Genomic DNA, 15,494 nt, shown 5'->3' with positions numbered 1-15,494 from the left:
GCAATCGGGGGGAACAATGCGCGTGGCATCGTTCCCCCCGATGGACCAGGCTTGAAGCCTTTACGCGTCCTGCATCACGCAATCCACGAAGTAGCCGCGCTTGCCGTCCACCTCACGCTTGACCAGCCCGTGCACGTCGGTCTCGAAGCCCGGGAAGCGCTCGTTGAAGTCGCGCGCGAAGCGCAGGTAGTCGACGATGGTCTTGTTGAAGCGCTCGCCCGGGATCAGGAGCGGGATGCCCGGCGGGTAAGGCGTCAGCAGGATCGCGGTGATGCGGCCCTCGAGTTCGTCGATCGCGACGCGCTCGATCTGGCGGTGCGCCATCTTGGCGAAGGCGTCCGACGGCTTCATGGCCGGGACCATGTCCGACAAATACATCTCGGTGGTCAGGCGCGCCACGTCGTACTGCTTGTAGAACAGGTGGATCTCGGTGCACAGGTCGCGCAGGCCGCGGGTCTCGTAGCGCGGGTTGGCCGAGGCGAACTGCGGCATCACCTGCCACATCGGCTTGTTGCGGTCGTAGTCGTCCTTGAACTGCTGCAGCGCCGTCACCAGGGTGTTCCAGCGGCCCTTGGTGATACCGATCGTGAACATGATGAAGAAGGAGTACAGGCCGCACTTCTCGATGATCACGCCGTGCTCGGCCAGGTACTTGGTCACGATCGAGGCCGGGATGCCGGTCTCGCCGAACTGGCCGTCCAGCGACAGGCCCGGGGTCACGATGGTCGACTTGATCGGGTCCAGCATGTTGAAGCCCGGCGCCAGCTTGCCGAAGCCGTGCCAGTCGTCCTCGGCATGGATCATCCAGTCCTTCTGCTCGCCGATGCCTTCTTCCGACGGCACATCCGGGCCCCAGACCTTGAACCACCAGTCTTCGCCGAATTCGGCGTCGACCTTCTTCATGGCGCGGCGGAAGTCCAGCGCTTCCAGGATCGATTCTTCCACCAGGGCGGTGCCGCCCGGCGCTTCCATCATCGCGGCGGCGACGTCGCAGGACGCGATGATCGAGTACTGCGGCGAGGTCGAGGTGTGCATCAGGTAGGCCTCGTTGAAGGCGTCCTGGTCCAGCTTGACGGTCTCGGATTCGCGCACCAGCACCTGCGAGGCCTGCGACAGGCCGGCAAGCAGCTTGTGCGTCGACTGGGTCGAGAAGATCATCGACTGCTTGGCGCGCGGGCGGTTCTCGCCGATCGCGTGCATGTTCTGGTAGAAGCTGTGGAAGGCGGCGTGCGGCAGCCAGGCTTCGTCGAAGTGCAGGGTGTCGATCTTCCCGTCCAGCATTTCGCGCAGGGTCTCGACGTTGTACACCACGCCGTCGTAGGTCGACTGGGTGATGGTCAGGATGCGCGGCTTCTTGTTGACTGCCTCGCGCGCGAACGGATTTGCTTCGATTTTCCTGGCGATCGACTCGGGGGTGAACTCTTCCAGCGGGATCGGGCCGATGATGCCGAGGTTGTTCCGGGTCGGCATCAGGAACACGGGGATCGCGCCGCACATGATGATCGAGTGCAGGATCGACTTGTGGCAGTTGCGGTCGACGACAACGATGTCGCCCGGCGCGACCGTCGAGTGCCAGACCATCTTGTTCGAGGTCGAGGTGCCGTTGGTCACGAAGTAGCAGTGGTCGGCATTGTAGATGCGCGCGGCATTGCGTTCGGACTTGGCGACCGGACCGGTGTGGTCGAGCAGCTGGCCGAGTTCCTCGACCGCGTTGCAGACGTCGGCGCGCAGCATGTTCTCGCCGAAGAACTGGTGGAACATCTGGCCGACCGGCGACTTCAGGAAGGCCACGCCGCCCGAGTGTCCCGGGCAGTGCCACGAGTAGGAACCGTCATAGGCGTAGTTGACCAGCGCGCGGAAGAAGGGCGGCGCCAGGCTGTCCAGGTAGGCTTTCGCTTCGCGGATGATGTGGCGCGCCACGAACTCCGGGGTGTCCTCGAACATGTGGATGAAGCCGTGCAGCTCCTTCAGGATGTCGTTCGGGATGTGGCGGCTGGTGCGGGTCTCGCCGTAGATGTAGATCGGGATGTTCGCGTTCTTGTGGCGGATCTCCTGCACGAAGGCGCGCAGGCGGGTCAGGGCGAAATCGGTTTCCTCGGCCGAGCCGCCGCCGAATTCCTCGTCGTCGATGGAGAGGACGAAAGCGGATGCGCGCGACTGCTGCTGGGCGAACTGGGACAGGTCGCCGTAGCTGGTCAGGCCGAGCACCTCCATGCCTTCCTGCTCCATCGCGGCCGCGAGCGCGCGAATGCCGAGACCGGAGGTGTTCTCGGAACGGAAGTCCTCGTCAATGATGACGATGGGGAAACGAAATTTCATGGACAGCTCCAAAGCGAAGCGCCGCGGAAGCGCTCAGCCCCGGATGGGCTTGTGCGCCGGCCACGGCACCGGAAAAAAGAGGAAACGGATTTTCGCAGAAATTAAGCGCGCCGGTGCAATTTTTTTACATTGCAAGGGTAACCACTGCGCGTGATGTTTGTCGCACTCTAGCTGGCGAGCCTGCGCCCGAGGCGCCGGAAGGCTTCCGTGAGGGCGGCAGCGCCGACCGCGGCCGCCAGCGGACCGGCCGAGAAGGGCATCGGATCGGCCTGGATGGCGGCGAAGAAGGCCAGGGTGATGCCGAAGGCGGCGACGGCGCTGGTGAGGGTGAGCAGCCAGGTGCGGCGCGCCAGCAGGGTGATGGCTGCCAGCGAGATCGCGATCTGCTGCGCGACCGCGGCGGCGGCCCACTGGCGGTGGCGGTGCAGCTCCTTCTCGGACAGGATGTTCCATTCGTTCGACGCGGTCTCGAAACGCTCGGCTTCCTTGCGGATCGTTTCCTTTTCGGCGCCGTAGCGGCGCATCTCTTCGCGGTAATGGGCCTGGTCGACACCGGGCAGGGCGGCGGCGACCTCGGCCAGGTTCTGGCGGTTGGTCTTGGCCTGGTAGTGGCTCCAGGCATTCGCCGCGCTGGTCTTGTCGATCGCCGCGTTGCTCTTGAACAGGGCGGCATTATTGTGCGAGGCGCTGCCGATGAAGCCGAACATGGTGCCGAGGGTGGCCAGGATGGCGATCAGCACCGCCACCTTGCCGGCAAAGCCGTCCCCGCCCCGGGTCCCGGGGGTGCGAATTGCCTGGTCGGTCATATGCTCAGCGCTCCCTGCGGGTATAGGTGACGTAGGCGAAGTCATAGCCGTTCGCCTTGGAATGATGGGTTTCGCGCGCCGTTTCCTGCCACAGGGCCGGGTCGATCGGCGGGAAGAAGGTATCGCAGCGGAACACGTGGTCGATCTCGGTGACGATCATGCAGTCGGCCAGCGTGATCGCTTCCTGGAAGATCTGGGCGCCGCCGATGATGCTGGCCGGCTCGCCGTTCAGCAGGTCGATGGCGGCCCGGAGGGAGCCGGCCGTGTCCACGCCTTCGTGCGACCAGTCCGGGTTGCGGGTGATGACGATGTTGCGGCGCTTGGGCAGCGGGCGGCCGATCGAGTCGAAGGTCTTGCGGCCCATGAGGATCGGCTTGCCCAAGGTGACGCGCTTGAAATGGGCGAGGTCTTCCGGCAGGTGCCAGGGCAGCTGGTTGTCGATGCCGATGCCGCGCTGGGCGTCGATCGCTACCACCAGGGTGAGGCGTGGCTCGGCATTGGTCGGGCTACCCATGTTGTTACCGTCCTGATGTAATTGCAAGTACAAAATGTTGTCGCTTTGTAAGCGGAAAGTCAAGGAATATGTACACCCGGGCTCAGACGGCGACGGGAGCCTTGATCGCTGGGTCCGGGTCGTAGCCCGTGATCTCGAAATCCTCGAAGCGGTAGTCGAACAGCGACTCCGGCTTGCGCTTGATGACCAGGCGCGGCAGTTCCTTGGGCGTGCGCGACAGCTGCAGCTCGACCTGCTCCATGTGGTTGCTGTACAGGTGGCAGTCGCCGCCGGTCCAGATGAAGTCGCCCACTTCCAGGCCGGCCTGCTGCGCCATCATGTGGGTCAGGATGGCATACGAGGCGATATTGAAGGGCACGCCCAGGAAGATGTCGGCGCTGCGCTGGTAGAGCTGGCAGGACAGCTTGCCGTCGGCCACGTAGAACTGGAAGAAGGCGTGGCAGGGCGGCAGCTTCATGTTCGGCACGTCGGCCACGTTCCAGGCGGAGACGATCATGCGGCGCGAATCGGGCGTGTTGCGGATCTGGTCGAGCACCTGCGAGACCTGGTCGATGTGGCCGCCATCCGGCGTCGGCCAGCTGCGCCACTGGTAGCCGTAGATCGGGCCCAGGTTGCCGTTCTCGTCGGCCCACTCGTCCCAGATGCTGACCCCGTTTTCCTTCAGGTAGGCGATATTGGTCGAGCCCTGCAGGAACCAGATCAGCTCATGGATGATCGATTTGAGGTGGACCTTCTTGGTGGTCAGCAGCGGGAAGCCGGCGGCCAGGTCGAAACGCATCTGGTAGCCGAACACCGACAGCGTGCCGGTGCCGGTGCGGTCGGTCTTGACGGCGCCATGCTCTTTCACATGGCGCATGAATTCTAGGTATTGACGCATACGGAATGCCTATGGGAGACAGCCCGTCATTGTACCCGAGACCGCGTGCCAATACGTCAATGCGATCACTCCTTCACTTCGGCCTCGACCAGCTTCGCGAGCAGTTCGAGCGACTCCTGCCAGCCCAGGTAACAGGATTCAAGCGGGATCATGTCGGGGATGCCTTCCTGGACGATGTGGACGTCCACCCCGCAGGCGATGTCGCGCAAGGTGACGGTGGTCTGCATCTGGCCCGGCAGCTTCGGGTCTTCGAAGGTGGCGGTGTGGCGCAGGCGCTTGCCGGGCTCGAATTCCAGGTATTCGCCGCCGAAGGAGTGGCTGTGGCCGGTGGTGAAATTGGTGAAGGACATCCGGTAACGGCCGCCGACCCGGCTGTCCATCTCGTGGACGGTCGCGGTGAAGCCGTGCGGCGGCAGCCATTTGGCGTAGGCGGCCGGGGTGGTGAAGGCGCGGAACACGCGCTCGGCGGTGGAGCGGAAGACGCGGTGCAGTTCAACGGAATTGGCGGACATGGTCGGATCCCTTGGATGGCGTGGCAGAGGAAGCCCCTCTGCCATGACGACGAACGGGCGCGCCGGAATTCGACACCGCCCGGCGATTTTTTCCCGCCCTCAGTCGCCTTCGGGCGCGCCCAGCGGGAAGTAGGAACGGAAGCGGCGCGCCTCGTCCACCGCGCGCGCAAAAGAGGGCCGGGCCAGCAGGCGGGCGCGGTAGGCGCCGACGACGGGATAGTCGGCCCCGATCGGATGGGTCCAGTCGGCATAGAACAGCGCGGGCGCGGCGGCGCAGTCGGCCAGCGAGAAGGCCTCGCCCGCGGCCCAGCGGCGGCCGGCCAGTTCGCCTTCCAGCCAGGCATAGGCGCGCTCGAGGCGCTCCGCGGCCAGCTTCACGGCCTCTTCGCGCCTGCCGGCGTCCTTGGTGAGCGCGCCCGCCACCGCCGCCTGCACCGGGTCCATCACGTGCAGGTCGAAGAAGCGGTCGAGGAAGCGCACCCCCAGCGCCGCCATCGGATCGTCGGGAAGCAGCCGCACCGGGCCCGGATGGGCCAGCTGCAGGTACTCGATGATGATGCTGGTCTCGACCACGTTGCGCTCGCCGTCCACCAGCAGCGGGAACTTGCGCAGCGGCCAGCGCCGCAGCCATTCGGGCGCGTGCTGGGGCGTCTCCGGATCGAGCGAGCGGAATTCGAAGGCGGTCGCGTTTTCGTACAGCGCAATCAGGGCCTTCTGGGTATACGAGGAAAACGGATGGCCGTACAGGATGAGCGGCATGGCGGGGACCTTTCATGCGGACAGCGAAGACGTGCGCATGACTCTAGCAGAGTTCGGGCGCCAGGCGTGCGATCGCCGGCGCCGCGCTCCGCTACAGTAGGGGCATGCCAGATTCCACCCGCTACCCGACCACCCCGGACGGCCGCTACTTCGTCGTCGCCGGCCGCCTCTGGCGCACCAGCAATCCGGCGCTGGCGCCGGAACTGAGGCAGGAACTGGTCGACCTGCTGATGGCCGCGCGCAGGCAGGTAGGCCTGGCGAAACGGGCAGGCGATCTCGACGCCGAGCGCCGCGCCCGTGCCGCGGTCGACGCGGCCAAGCATGCGCTGGGCGAGCGCGGACCCGTGTGGTGGACTGACGGCGCGCCGGATTTCAACCGGCGCATGGTGAAGAACACGCCGTATGCCGACTGGTACGCGGCCCTGCCGCCGATCGGCGGCGGCTAAGCGAGGGCCCGCGCAAACAGGGCCAGCGCCGCATGGACCTTGTCGTCCGGCGTATTCAGGAGATTGTCGCCCACGTAGAGCTCGAAGGAACTGGTGCCGGGCAGGGCGGCGCTGGCGATGCGGTTGAACATCCAGATGCCGTGCTGCTCGGCCAGCTCGCTGCGGATCGCCAGCGCGCGCTCGGGACTCACCGGAAGATGCAGGTGCAGCATGTTCACCTGCGGCGCCGCGGGGTTCACGCGGATCAGCGGATGGTTCGCCAGCGCCCGGTACAGGAAACGCGTGCGCTCCAGGTAAGCCGGCATCGCGGCCAGGCGTTCGTCGAACTGCATCGCCGCGGCGACCACGTAGGGCGAGCGATGGATCAGGTTGCCGCCCTGGCGCCGGAACCATTCGGCCGCGCGCTCGACGAATTCGCGGGTGCCGGCCAGCATCGCGCCTCCCAGGCCGCCGATGCCCTTGTACAGCGAGACGTAGACGGAGTCGAAGCCGGCCGCGACCTCGGGCAGCGGCCGCCCGTAGCCGGCGGCGGCTTCCCACAGGCGTGCGCCGTCCATGTGCAGGTGGGCGCCGCGCGCCCGGCAGTGGGCCTTGATTGCTTCCAGCGCGTCCCAGGACGGCAGCTGGCCGCCGATCTCGCGCAGCGGAAGCTCGATGCCGACCGCGCCCAGACGATCGGGAATCGCGGCCAGGTCGGCGGCCAGCCAGGGACGGTGGCGGTCGCCCGCCTGCAGGGCCTTGAAGTGGTCCAGCAGCTGGTAGTTCGAGCGTTCGTGCACGAAGATGTGGGAAGTCGGATGCAGCGCGACCAGGTCGCGCCCGCGGTCCTGGCAGGCCAGGCGCAGCGCCGTGACCTGGGCCATGGTGCCGCTGACGCAGAACACCGCCGCTTCCATGCCGAGCAGGCGCGCGACTTTGGCTTCGAAATCCTGCAGCAGCTGGCCGCTGCCGTAGAGGTCGTGCTCGACGCCCTTGGCTGCGCTCCATGCCGCCATGGCGGCGAAGACTTCGGCGGGCGGACGGGCGCGGTGGCCCGGGAAGATGGTGTGGCAGCGGCGCTGCAGTTCGGTGTCGTTCAAGGCTAGCTCCGGAAGAAGCCTGCCACTCTACACCGAACCGCGCGCCGTGGAAAAGATCAGCGGGCGCCGAGCGCCAGGCGGCGCGGTTCGGCGGCGACGCTTGCGGCGCCGTCGTCGGCGAGGCGGAACAGGCGCACCGCGCGCGCCAGTTCGGCGGCCTGGTCCTGCAGCGCCTGGGCGGCGGCGCTGGCCTCTTCGACCAGGGCGGCGTTCTGCTGGGTCGTCTCGTCCATGGCGCCGACCGCGCGGTTGACGTGCTCGATGCCGCCGGTCTGCTCGACGCTGGCAGCGCTGATCTCGGACATGATGTCGGTGACGCGCGCCACGCTTGCCAGCACCTCGTCCATGGTCACGCCGGCTTCGGCCACCAGCCTGCTGCCGGCCACGACTTCGCCGTTCGAGGCGTCGATCAGGGACTTGATTTCCTTGGCCGCGGCGGCCGAGCGCTGCGCCAGGTTGCGCACCTCGCTGGCGACCACGGCGAAGCCGCGTCCCTGTTCGCCGGCGCGCGCCGCTTCGACGGCGGCATTCAGCGCCAGGATGTTGGTCTGGAAGGCGATGCCGTCGATGACGCTGGTGATGTCCGAGATCTTGCGCGAGGACTGGCTGATCGCATCCATGCGCTCGATCACCTGGGCCACCGTGCTGCCGCCCTTCTGGGCGACGCTGGAGGCGCTTTCCGCCAGCTGGTTGGCCTGGCGCGCGTTGTCGGCATTCTGGCGCACGGTGGCGGTCAGCTGGTCCATCGAGGACGCGGTGCCGGCCAGGCTGGTGGCCTGCTCTTCGGTGCGCTGGCACAGGTCGAGGTTGCCGGCCGAGATTTCCTGCGAAGCGTGGGCGATCTGCTCGGCGCCTTCGCGCACCTTGCCGACCACGTCGGACAGCTTGGCGCCGATGGTGTTGATGGCGCCGGTGAGCAGGCCGATCTCGTCGCGGCGGGTGCTGGCGATGCGGGCCGACAGGTCGCCGTCGGCGATGCGCGCGGCGACCTCGCGGACCTCGGCGAGCGGGCGCGACACGCTGCTGCGCACCAGCATATACAGCAGCACCGCCAGCAGCGCCAGGGCGCCCAGGGCGAAACCGATGAAGCGGTTGCGCAGCTGGTCGGCGGCGGCGGTGATCTCGTCGCGGTAGGTGCCGCCGGCGATGATCCAGTTCCAGTCCTTGATGTGGGTGTAGGCCACGAATTTTTCGCGCGCCTGCGGCTCGCCCGGATTCTGCCAGTCGTAGACGATGTCGCCGCTCTTCTTCTCGAGCATTTCCTTGATGAAGAGGCGGCCGTCGGCGGCGCGGCTGGCGAGCAGGTTGCTGCCTTCCTTGGCCGGATGGACGATCAGGTCGCCGTAGGTCTTGCCTGGCGCGGCGCTCAGCACGTAGAAGTAGCCGGTCTCGCCGACCTTGATGGCACGGATGCGGTCCTTCAGCAGCTTCATGTCGTCGGTGATGTCGACGCCCACGTAGAGCACCGCCACCACCTTGCCGGCGGCGTCGCGCGCCGGTTCGTACTGGGTGATGTACTGCTTGCCGAACAGGGTCACCAGGCCGATGTAGGTGCGGCCGTCGCGCAGCACGGCGTAGGCCGGGCTGTTGCGGTCGAGCTTGGTGCCGATGGCGCGCTCGCCGTTTTCCTTCTTGACCGAGGTGGTCACGCGCACGAAGTCCTCGCCGTCGACCGCGAAGATGGTCGCATTGCCGGCAGTCTGCGCGGTGAAGGCGTCGGGGGCGCTGAAGTCGAGGTTCAGCGGCTTGCCGTCGAGCTTGAGCGTGGGCGTGGCGGTGCCGTTGATGTCCACGGTGGTGGCCGGGTCGAGCTCGAGGGTCCCGGGGACCGAGTTCCTGAAGATGTGGCCGAAACTCTTCGCCGAGCTGCTGACGCTCTTGTTGAACAGCTCCACCGTGTTGGCGACGCTGCGCAGTTCGCTGGAGACGCTCTGGCGGGAGCGCTCTTCCAGCATCGCCGAGGTGCTGAAGGTGATGGCGGCGAGCAGGGCGGCGATGACGCTGCCCATCAGGACGAAGGTGATCGCGCTGATGCGGGTGCCGACGTTCCAGTTGGCGGGGTGGTAGCTAGAGGTGTTCATGAAGGATGGCCGCAAGGTAAACACGGCCATCATACAGTCGGGTATTTCCCTATCGCAACGAAGCTTTCCCAAAATGACAAGAAAACGGCGCGTGGCAACAACACAAGTGCTTGAATTTCAAGAATTTCTATGTCAAAGGCATAAGATCCGCGTTCAGGCCGGCTGTTGCATGGGCGCGTGCGCCTGGAATTGCAGCGCCGCCAGGTTCGCATACACGCCACCATGGGCGACGAGCGCGGCATGGGTGCCCGATTCCACCACCCGGCCTTCGTCCAGCACGATGATGCGGTCGGCCCGCTGCACGGTCGCCAGGCGGTGCGCGATGATGATGGTGGTGCGCCCCACCATCGCCGCTTCCAGGGCGCGCTGGACCAGGCGTTCCGACTCGGCGTCGAGGGCGCTGGTGGCTTCGTCGAGCAGCAGCAGCGGCGGGTTCTTGAGCAGGGCACGCGCGATCGCGATGCGCTGGCGCTGGCCGCCCGACAGGCGCACGCCGCGCTCGCCCAGGAAGGAAGCGTAGCCCTGCGGCAGGCGCTCGATGAATTCGTGGGCTGCGGCCATGCGGGCGGCCGCGATCACTTCCTCGTCGCTGGCCTCGGGGCGGCCGTAGCGGATGTTCTCCATGGCGCTGCTCGAGAAGATGACGGTGTCCTGCGGGACGATGCCGATCGCGCCGCGCAAGGTATGCAGGGCCAGGTCGCGGATGTCGATGCCGTCCAGGCGGATCGCGCCCGCCTGCGGATCGTAGAAGCGCAGCAACAGCTGGAACAGGGTGGTCTTGCCGGCGCCCGAAGGGCCGACCAGGGCGACCGTTTCGCCGGCCGCGATGTCGAGCTTCAGGTGCGACAGCGCCGCCGTGTCGAGGCGCGACGGGTAGCTGAAGCTGACGTCGTCGAGGCTGACGCGGGCGCCGTTGGCCAGCCGCGGCGGCAGGGCCTGCGGATGCGCCGGATCCTGGATGTCCGAGCGCGCCGCCAGCAGTTCCAGCAGGCGCTCGGTGGCGCCGGCGGCGCGCTGGGCTTCGCCCATCACTTCCGACAGGGCGCCGACCGAGCCGGCCACGATCGCGGCATACAGGATGAACTGGCCGAGGTCGCCGCCGGTCATGCTGCCGGCAAGGACGGCGTGCGCGCCGAGCCAGAGCACGAACACGATGGCGCCGAACACCAGCACGATGGCCAGCATGGTGAGCGTCGCGCGCGCGCGGATGCGCCGGATCGCGGTCTGGAAGGCGCCGTCCACCGACTTCTGGAAGCGCAGGGCCTCGATCTCTTCGTGGGTGAAGGACTGCACCGTGGGCATGGCATTCAGGATCTCGCCGGCCAGCGCCGACGCGTCGGCGATGCGGTCCTGCGAGTCGCGCGAGAGCTGGCGCACGCGGCGGCCGAACAGCACGATCGGCAGCACCACCAGTACCAGCAGGCCCAGGATGATGGCCGTGAGCTTCGGACTGGTCACGAACAGCATCACCAGGCCGCCCACGAACAGCAGGGTATTGCGCAGCGCCAGCGAGATGCTGGTGCCGACCACGGTCTGGATCAGCGTGGTATCGGTGGTCAGGCGCGACAGCACCTCGCCGGTGCGGCTGGTCTCGAAGAACTCGGGGCTCTGGTGCACCACGTGGCGGTAGACGGCGGCGCGGACGTCGGCCACCACGCGCTCGCCCAGCCAGGACACGGTGAAGAAGCGCGCGGCGGTCGCCACGGCCAGTACCGCGGCCACGCCGAACAGGGCCAGGAAGGTGGCGTTCACGTGTTCGATGCTCTCGCCGCCTGCAACTGCGCCTGTGCTGGCGCTGGCGCCGAAGCCGTGGTCGATCATCTGCTTGAACGCGGCCGGAATCGCCAGCGTGGCGCCGGCCGCGAACAGCAGCGCGATGCCGGCGAACACGAACTGGCGGCGATAAGGGCGCAGGAAGGGCAGCAGGCCCTTGAAAGCGGCCAGGCTGCCTTTGCGGGAAGGAGTGGATTCAGCGGAATCGGTGGTGCCGGTGGAGCGGGAGGTCATCGTCTCGGTGCGGGTTCTTGTTTCTTGTTCGTTCAAAGCTTCATCGGGCGCACATAGCCCGTCATTTCCAGGTAGCCGCGGCCCAGCCGCTTGCCGTCGCGGCTGGCCGTCACCGCGCCTTCCCAGTACACCGCGCCGGTCGAGCGGCGCGAGTCGAGTTCCTGGTCGGGCTGCAGGGGATCGAGCTGCCAGCGCAGCGGACCCGTCGTGACCAGCGCGGCCACCGGGTATTCGGCGCCGGTGCGCGGCGACTTCCAGCGCGCGCTGGGCGTGAAACTGACCTGCTCCGGCGTATAGCGGGTGACCCGGCCCGCGCGATCGCGCACGGTGGCGTGCGCCCATAGTTTACCACCTTGCCTGCTGCGGATCTGGAAAGCCATCAGCGCGCCGCCGTCGTCGAGGTTCACGCCGATCCAGTCCCAGCCGGTGGCCTCGGGCTGCAGGGCTTCGCTCGACCATTCGTGGTCGAGCCAGGCGCTGCCCGTGACCTCGGTCGGGAGGCTGCCGGCGCGGCCCACCTTGCCGCTCACCTTGAGCTGCGGCTCGCTGTAGTAATGGCTGGCGTGCTGGGGGCTGGCGCCCTTGCGCGAATAGCCGCCTTCGCCCTGCACCAGCACTGGCTGGGTCGGCTGCAGGCGCAGTTCCAGCGTCAGTTCGCTGGCGCGGATGCTCACGCGGTAGCTGCCCGAGGCTTCGCGCACCATGCGCCAGTCGTCGAGCTTCAGGTCGGTGTTGCCGGTGCGCGCCCAGGCCAGGCCGAAGCCTTCGCGCGCGCTGCGCTGGTCGTGCACCAGCCGTCCCAGGGCCGGGTCGGACAGGGCGGCGTGGCCGATCACCAGCTGGCGCGGCGCGAAGGCGCTCGGGTTCTTCGGATCGTGCTCGGTGCGGCTGCGGAAGAAGGTGACCTGGAAACCGAGCGGCTTGCGGTCCGGCGTTTCGACCCAGCCGGTGACGTACCACCACTCGGTGCGGAACTCGGGGTGGGCGCCGTAATCGCGCGGGAAGGACAGCGCGGTGCCGGGCGTGACCGGCGCAAACTGCGGCGGCTCGGCCCAGACCCACTGGCAGACCAACATCAGAAAACCGAACAGCGCAGCGCGCATCTACCAATCCTCCCTGACCGCGCGTACCGGACCGCCCGACAGCGCATAGCGTCCCGACACCAGCGCCGTCGCCACGGACGCTCCCACCAGCACGGCGGCGACGCTCCCCAATAAGGTCCACGGCAGGTGCAGCTGCATCGTCCAGTGAAAGGACTGGGGATTCACAACATAAACCAGGATCAGGCTGATGACCAGCCCCAGCGCGAATCCGCAGGCCACGCCCAGCAGGGTGAGGAAGCCGCCTTCGAAGGCGAGGATGCCCAGCACCTGGGCGCGCGTGACCCCGACGTGGCGCAGCATGCCGAACTCCTTGGAGCGCGCCAGGGTCTGGGCCGAGAAGCTGGCGGCCACGCCGGACAGGCCGATCGCGATGGCGATCGCTTCCAGCAGGTAGGTGACGGCGAAGCTGCGGTCGAAGATTTTAAGGCTCATGCTGCGGATCTCGCCGGCCGACATGGTCTGCAGGGCTTTGCCGAAGGGCAGGGCGCGCACCGCCGCTTCCAATCCTTCGACGCTGCTGCCGCGCGCCGCGAACAGGGCGGCATCGGTGACCTCGGCCTCGCCGGTCAGGGCGCGGTAGTCCGACAGGCGGATCACGACCGAGCCGGCCTGGTTGGCGTAGTCGCGCCAGACCCCGGCCACGAAGAAGGCCGCCTGGCCGCCGCCCAGCGGCAGCATCAAGGTCTGGCCGACGCGCGCGCCGTACAGGTCGAGCAGGGCTTCCGACACCCAGGCCGGGCGCGCGCCCTTTGGTACCGGCGCGCTGTCGCCGACCAGGAACAGCAGGCGGCCGGGATCGCGCACGTCGATGTCGCGTGCGATGACCACCACGTTGGGACGTTCAGGCGCCAGCGACACCGGGCGGGTGCGCAGGAAGTGGGCCTGGGCCACCCCCGGCGTGGCGGCCAGGGCGGCCTGCTGCTGGGGACTGAGGAAACCGGTATTGCCGCCGCTGGCGGCGCGCACGTACAGGTCGGCCGGCAGGATGTGGGCCATCCAGTCGTCCACCGAGACGCGGAAGCTGGCCACCATGATGCCCATCGCGACCATCAGGCTGAAGCTGGCGAGGACGCCGCCGAGCGCAATCGAGGCCTGGCCGGGGGCATTCGCCAGGCGCGCCAGGGCCAGCGAGAGGACAGGCGGCGCGCGGCGGCTGCGCAGCAGCATGGCTTCCAGGTGCCGGAAGGCGTCGGCCGCCAGGCGCGGCATCAGGCCGATGCCGCCGATCAGCAGCAGCGCGATCGAGACGTAGCCGAACAGGGGCAGCTCGAACACCGGCGGCGCGAAGGCCAGTACGGCCGCAAGCAGCAGGCACAGGACCGACGGCCAGACCCGGGCCAGGCGCGCCAGGGCTGCCTCGTCGGCGCCGGACTTGATCGCCACCGCCGGGCGCGCCCGCGCCGCCTCGAGGGCCGGGGCCAGGCAGCCGAGCAAGGCCACGCCCAGGCCGAGCAGAAAGAACACGCCCGCTGCGACCGGCGTGAACTGGACTTGGGGCCGGATCCCGGGGAAGTAGCCCGCGCCCAGGTCGCCGCCGAAGAAATGCAGGGCCAGCGCCGCGAGGCCATAGCCGCCCAGGATGCCGAGCAGGGCGCCGGCGATGCCGAGGCTGGCGCCCTCGAGCAGCACCTGGCGCAGCAGTTGCCCGCGCTCCAGCCCCAGCACGCGCAGCAGCGCGAACTGGCTGCGCCGGCGCATCACCGACAGTGCCTGGGTGGAAAACACCAGGAAGGCGCCCGTGAACAGGGCCACCAGCGCCAGCACGGTCAGGTTGACGCGGTAGGCGCGGCTCAGGTTGGCGTTGCGTTGTTCCTGGTCGCCGTCATTCGGCTGGCGCACCGCGAAGCGCCCCGGGTAGGCGGCCTCCAGTTCGGCCTTCAGGCTGCGTTCGAAGGCGGCGCGGTCGACGCCGTCGCGCAGCTTGAGGTCGACCCGCGAGAGCCGGCCGAGTTTCTCGAAGCGCCATTGCATGGCGCCGATGTCCATGACGGCGATGCGCTGGCCGGCGCGGGCGCGCTGGACCGGGCCGGCCACGCGCAGGCTGACCTCACCCGTGCCCGCGCGCAGCACGATGCGCTCGCCGGCCCGCGTGCCAAGCCAGCTCTGGGCCGCCGGCGACAGGAAGATCGCGTCGTCGGCCAGCACGTCCAGCATCCGGCCTTCCTGCGGCGCGCCGGTAAGGTCGGGCGAGATGTAGCCGGCGCGGAAGGCGTCGATGCCGACGATGCGCAGCGCACCCTGCCGGTCCTTGAGGCCGGCGGAGAGTTCGAGCACCGGCGCGGCCACGGTCACCTGCGGGTGCGCGGCCAGGCGCGCGTACACGGCTTCGTCGAACAGGGGTTCGCGGCCGGCGACCTGGACGTCGGCCTGGCCCGACAGGCTCTTGACGGCCGCCGAGAATTCATTGAAGGCGGCAGCGTTGATCAGGTGGATGGCGAAGCCCATCGCGACGCCGACCGCGATGGCGGCGACGGCCAGCAGCGCCCGCACGGGATGGGCGCGCCATTCGCCGAACAGCAGCCAGCGCGTGAGTGTGCCGGAGGTTGCGCTCAGGCCGGGCATTCCACCGCCAGTGCCTCGGCCTGGCGCCGCGCCTTGAGGCGCGCGCGTTCGGCCTCCTCGCGGCTGGCGCGCGCCATGTCTTCTTCCGCCCACTTGCGCTGCAGGCGCAGTTTGTCGCAGCGGCGCTTGAGGGCGGCGGCCGCTCGCTGCGCGCGTGCGCCCTCACGTGCGGCCCCTTGCTCGCGCATGGCGCGTGCGGCCTCGATTTCCTGGAGCATGGCGCGCTCGCGGGCGATCCGCTGCAGGGATTCAGGAGCGGGCGCCGGTGCGGCCTGCACGTGCAGGGCCACTGCGGCATGGCCGCAGGGCCGGTCGTTGTAGCTGATCCTGGCACCTTCCTTGCATTTATAGATGGTGCTTGCGGCCGCAGCGCTTGAGGCCAGGCAGACGATCGCCATCGATACTTGCTTACGCATGTGCATGTCCCCG

13 protein-coding genes are annotated in these 15,494 nt (G+C 68.1%); 1 reads left to right on the top strand and 12 read right to left on the bottom strand.

Translation table 11 applies throughout. The features are described 5' to 3' along the window. Positions 1-60: 60 nt before the first annotated feature. The 6 genes from ACSQ25_RS13420 to ACSQ25_RS13395 all read right to left on the bottom strand — a co-directional run bounded on the left by ACSQ25_RS13420 (position 61) and on the right by ACSQ25_RS13395 (position 5,787). Positions 61-2,319 carry an Orn/Lys/Arg decarboxylase N-terminal domain-containing protein gene (locus ACSQ25_RS13420; protein WP_436106181.1) on the bottom strand — a complete coding sequence of 753 codons (2,259 nt, stop codon included), beginning with the start codon at positions 2,317-2,319 and terminating at the stop codon, positions 61-63. A gap of 167 nt (positions 2,320-2,486) precedes the next feature. Continuing rightward, positions 2,487-3,125, bottom strand: a complete 639-nt coding sequence (locus tag ACSQ25_RS13415; RefSeq protein WP_436106180.1) for a DUF4337 family protein — start codon at positions 3,123-3,125, stop codon at positions 2,487-2,489. 4 nt (positions 3,126-3,129) lie between these two features. Continuing rightward, entirely contained in the window at positions 3,130-3,639 is a 510-nt protein-coding gene (locus tag ACSQ25_RS13410) for a dihydrofolate reductase (RefSeq protein WP_436106179.1), read from the bottom strand. An 82-nt stretch (positions 3,640-3,721) separates the two neighbouring features. Continuing rightward, on the bottom strand, positions 3,722-4,516 hold the full coding sequence (gene thyA / locus ACSQ25_RS13405; protein ID WP_436106178.1) for a thymidylate synthase: 795 nt from the start codon (positions 4,514-4,516) through the stop codon (positions 3,722-3,724). 65 nt (positions 4,517-4,581) lie between these two features. Next, entirely contained in the window at positions 4,582-5,028 is a 447-nt protein-coding gene (locus ACSQ25_RS13400; protein WP_436106177.1) for an SRPBCC family protein, read from the bottom strand. Between the two features lie 99 nt (positions 5,029-5,127). After that, positions 5,128-5,787 (bottom strand): glutathione S-transferase family protein, encoded by a 660-nt coding sequence (locus ACSQ25_RS13395; protein WP_436106176.1) that lies wholly within the window; start codon positions 5,785-5,787, stop codon positions 5,128-5,130. A 104-nt stretch (positions 5,788-5,891) separates the two neighbouring features. Between ACSQ25_RS13395 and ACSQ25_RS13390 the strand changes: the two genes are divergently transcribed. After that, positions 5,892-6,233, top strand: a complete 342-nt coding sequence (locus tag ACSQ25_RS13390) for a hypothetical protein (protein WP_436106175.1) — start codon at positions 5,892-5,894, stop codon at positions 6,231-6,233. On the opposite strand, the gene ACSQ25_RS13385 is transcribed toward ACSQ25_RS13390, so the two are convergent. The 6 genes from ACSQ25_RS13385 to ACSQ25_RS13360 form a co-directional block, all read right to left on the bottom strand. Next, positions 6,230-7,312 (bottom strand): threonine aldolase family protein, encoded by a 1,083-nt coding sequence (locus tag ACSQ25_RS13385; RefSeq protein WP_436106174.1) that lies wholly within the window; start codon positions 7,310-7,312, stop codon positions 6,230-6,232. The two genes, ACSQ25_RS13390 and ACSQ25_RS13385, sit on opposite strands and share 4 nt — an antisense overlap. A 56-nt stretch (positions 7,313-7,368) precedes the next feature. Continuing rightward, positions 7,369-9,393 carry a methyl-accepting chemotaxis protein gene (locus ACSQ25_RS13380; RefSeq protein WP_436106173.1) on the bottom strand — a complete coding sequence of 675 codons (2,025 nt, stop codon included), beginning with the start codon at positions 9,391-9,393 and terminating at the stop codon, positions 7,369-7,371. Between the two features lie 153 nt (positions 9,394-9,546). Continuing rightward, positions 9,547-11,400, bottom strand: coding sequence for an ABC transporter transmembrane domain-containing protein (locus tag ACSQ25_RS13375; protein WP_436106172.1), 1,854 nt, complete (start codon positions 11,398-11,400; stop codon positions 9,547-9,549). A gap of 32 nt (positions 11,401-11,432) precedes the next feature. Beyond that, entirely contained in the window at positions 11,433-12,503 is a 1,071-nt protein-coding gene (locus ACSQ25_RS13370) for a lipocalin-like domain-containing protein (RefSeq protein WP_436106171.1), read from the bottom strand. Beyond that, positions 12,504-15,065 (bottom strand): FtsX-like permease family protein, encoded by a 2,562-nt coding sequence (locus tag ACSQ25_RS13365; RefSeq protein ID WP_436106170.1) that lies wholly within the window; start codon positions 15,063-15,065, stop codon positions 12,504-12,506. Continuing rightward, positions 15,053-15,481, bottom strand: coding sequence for a DUF4124 domain-containing protein (locus tag ACSQ25_RS13360; protein WP_436106169.1), 429 nt, complete (start codon positions 15,479-15,481; stop codon positions 15,053-15,055). The genes ACSQ25_RS13365 and ACSQ25_RS13360 overlap by 13 nt, the downstream gene beginning before the upstream one ends. Positions 15,482-15,494: the final 13 nt, after the last annotated feature.

It is taken from the genome of Massilia sp. LjRoot122 (assembly GCF_964252725.1).
GTDB lineage: Bacteria > Pseudomonadota > Gammaproteobacteria > Burkholderiales > Burkholderiaceae_D > Telluria.
The sequence above is the reverse complement of the archived record's forward strand: the minus strand, read 5'-3'. Positions and strand labels throughout refer to the sequence as shown.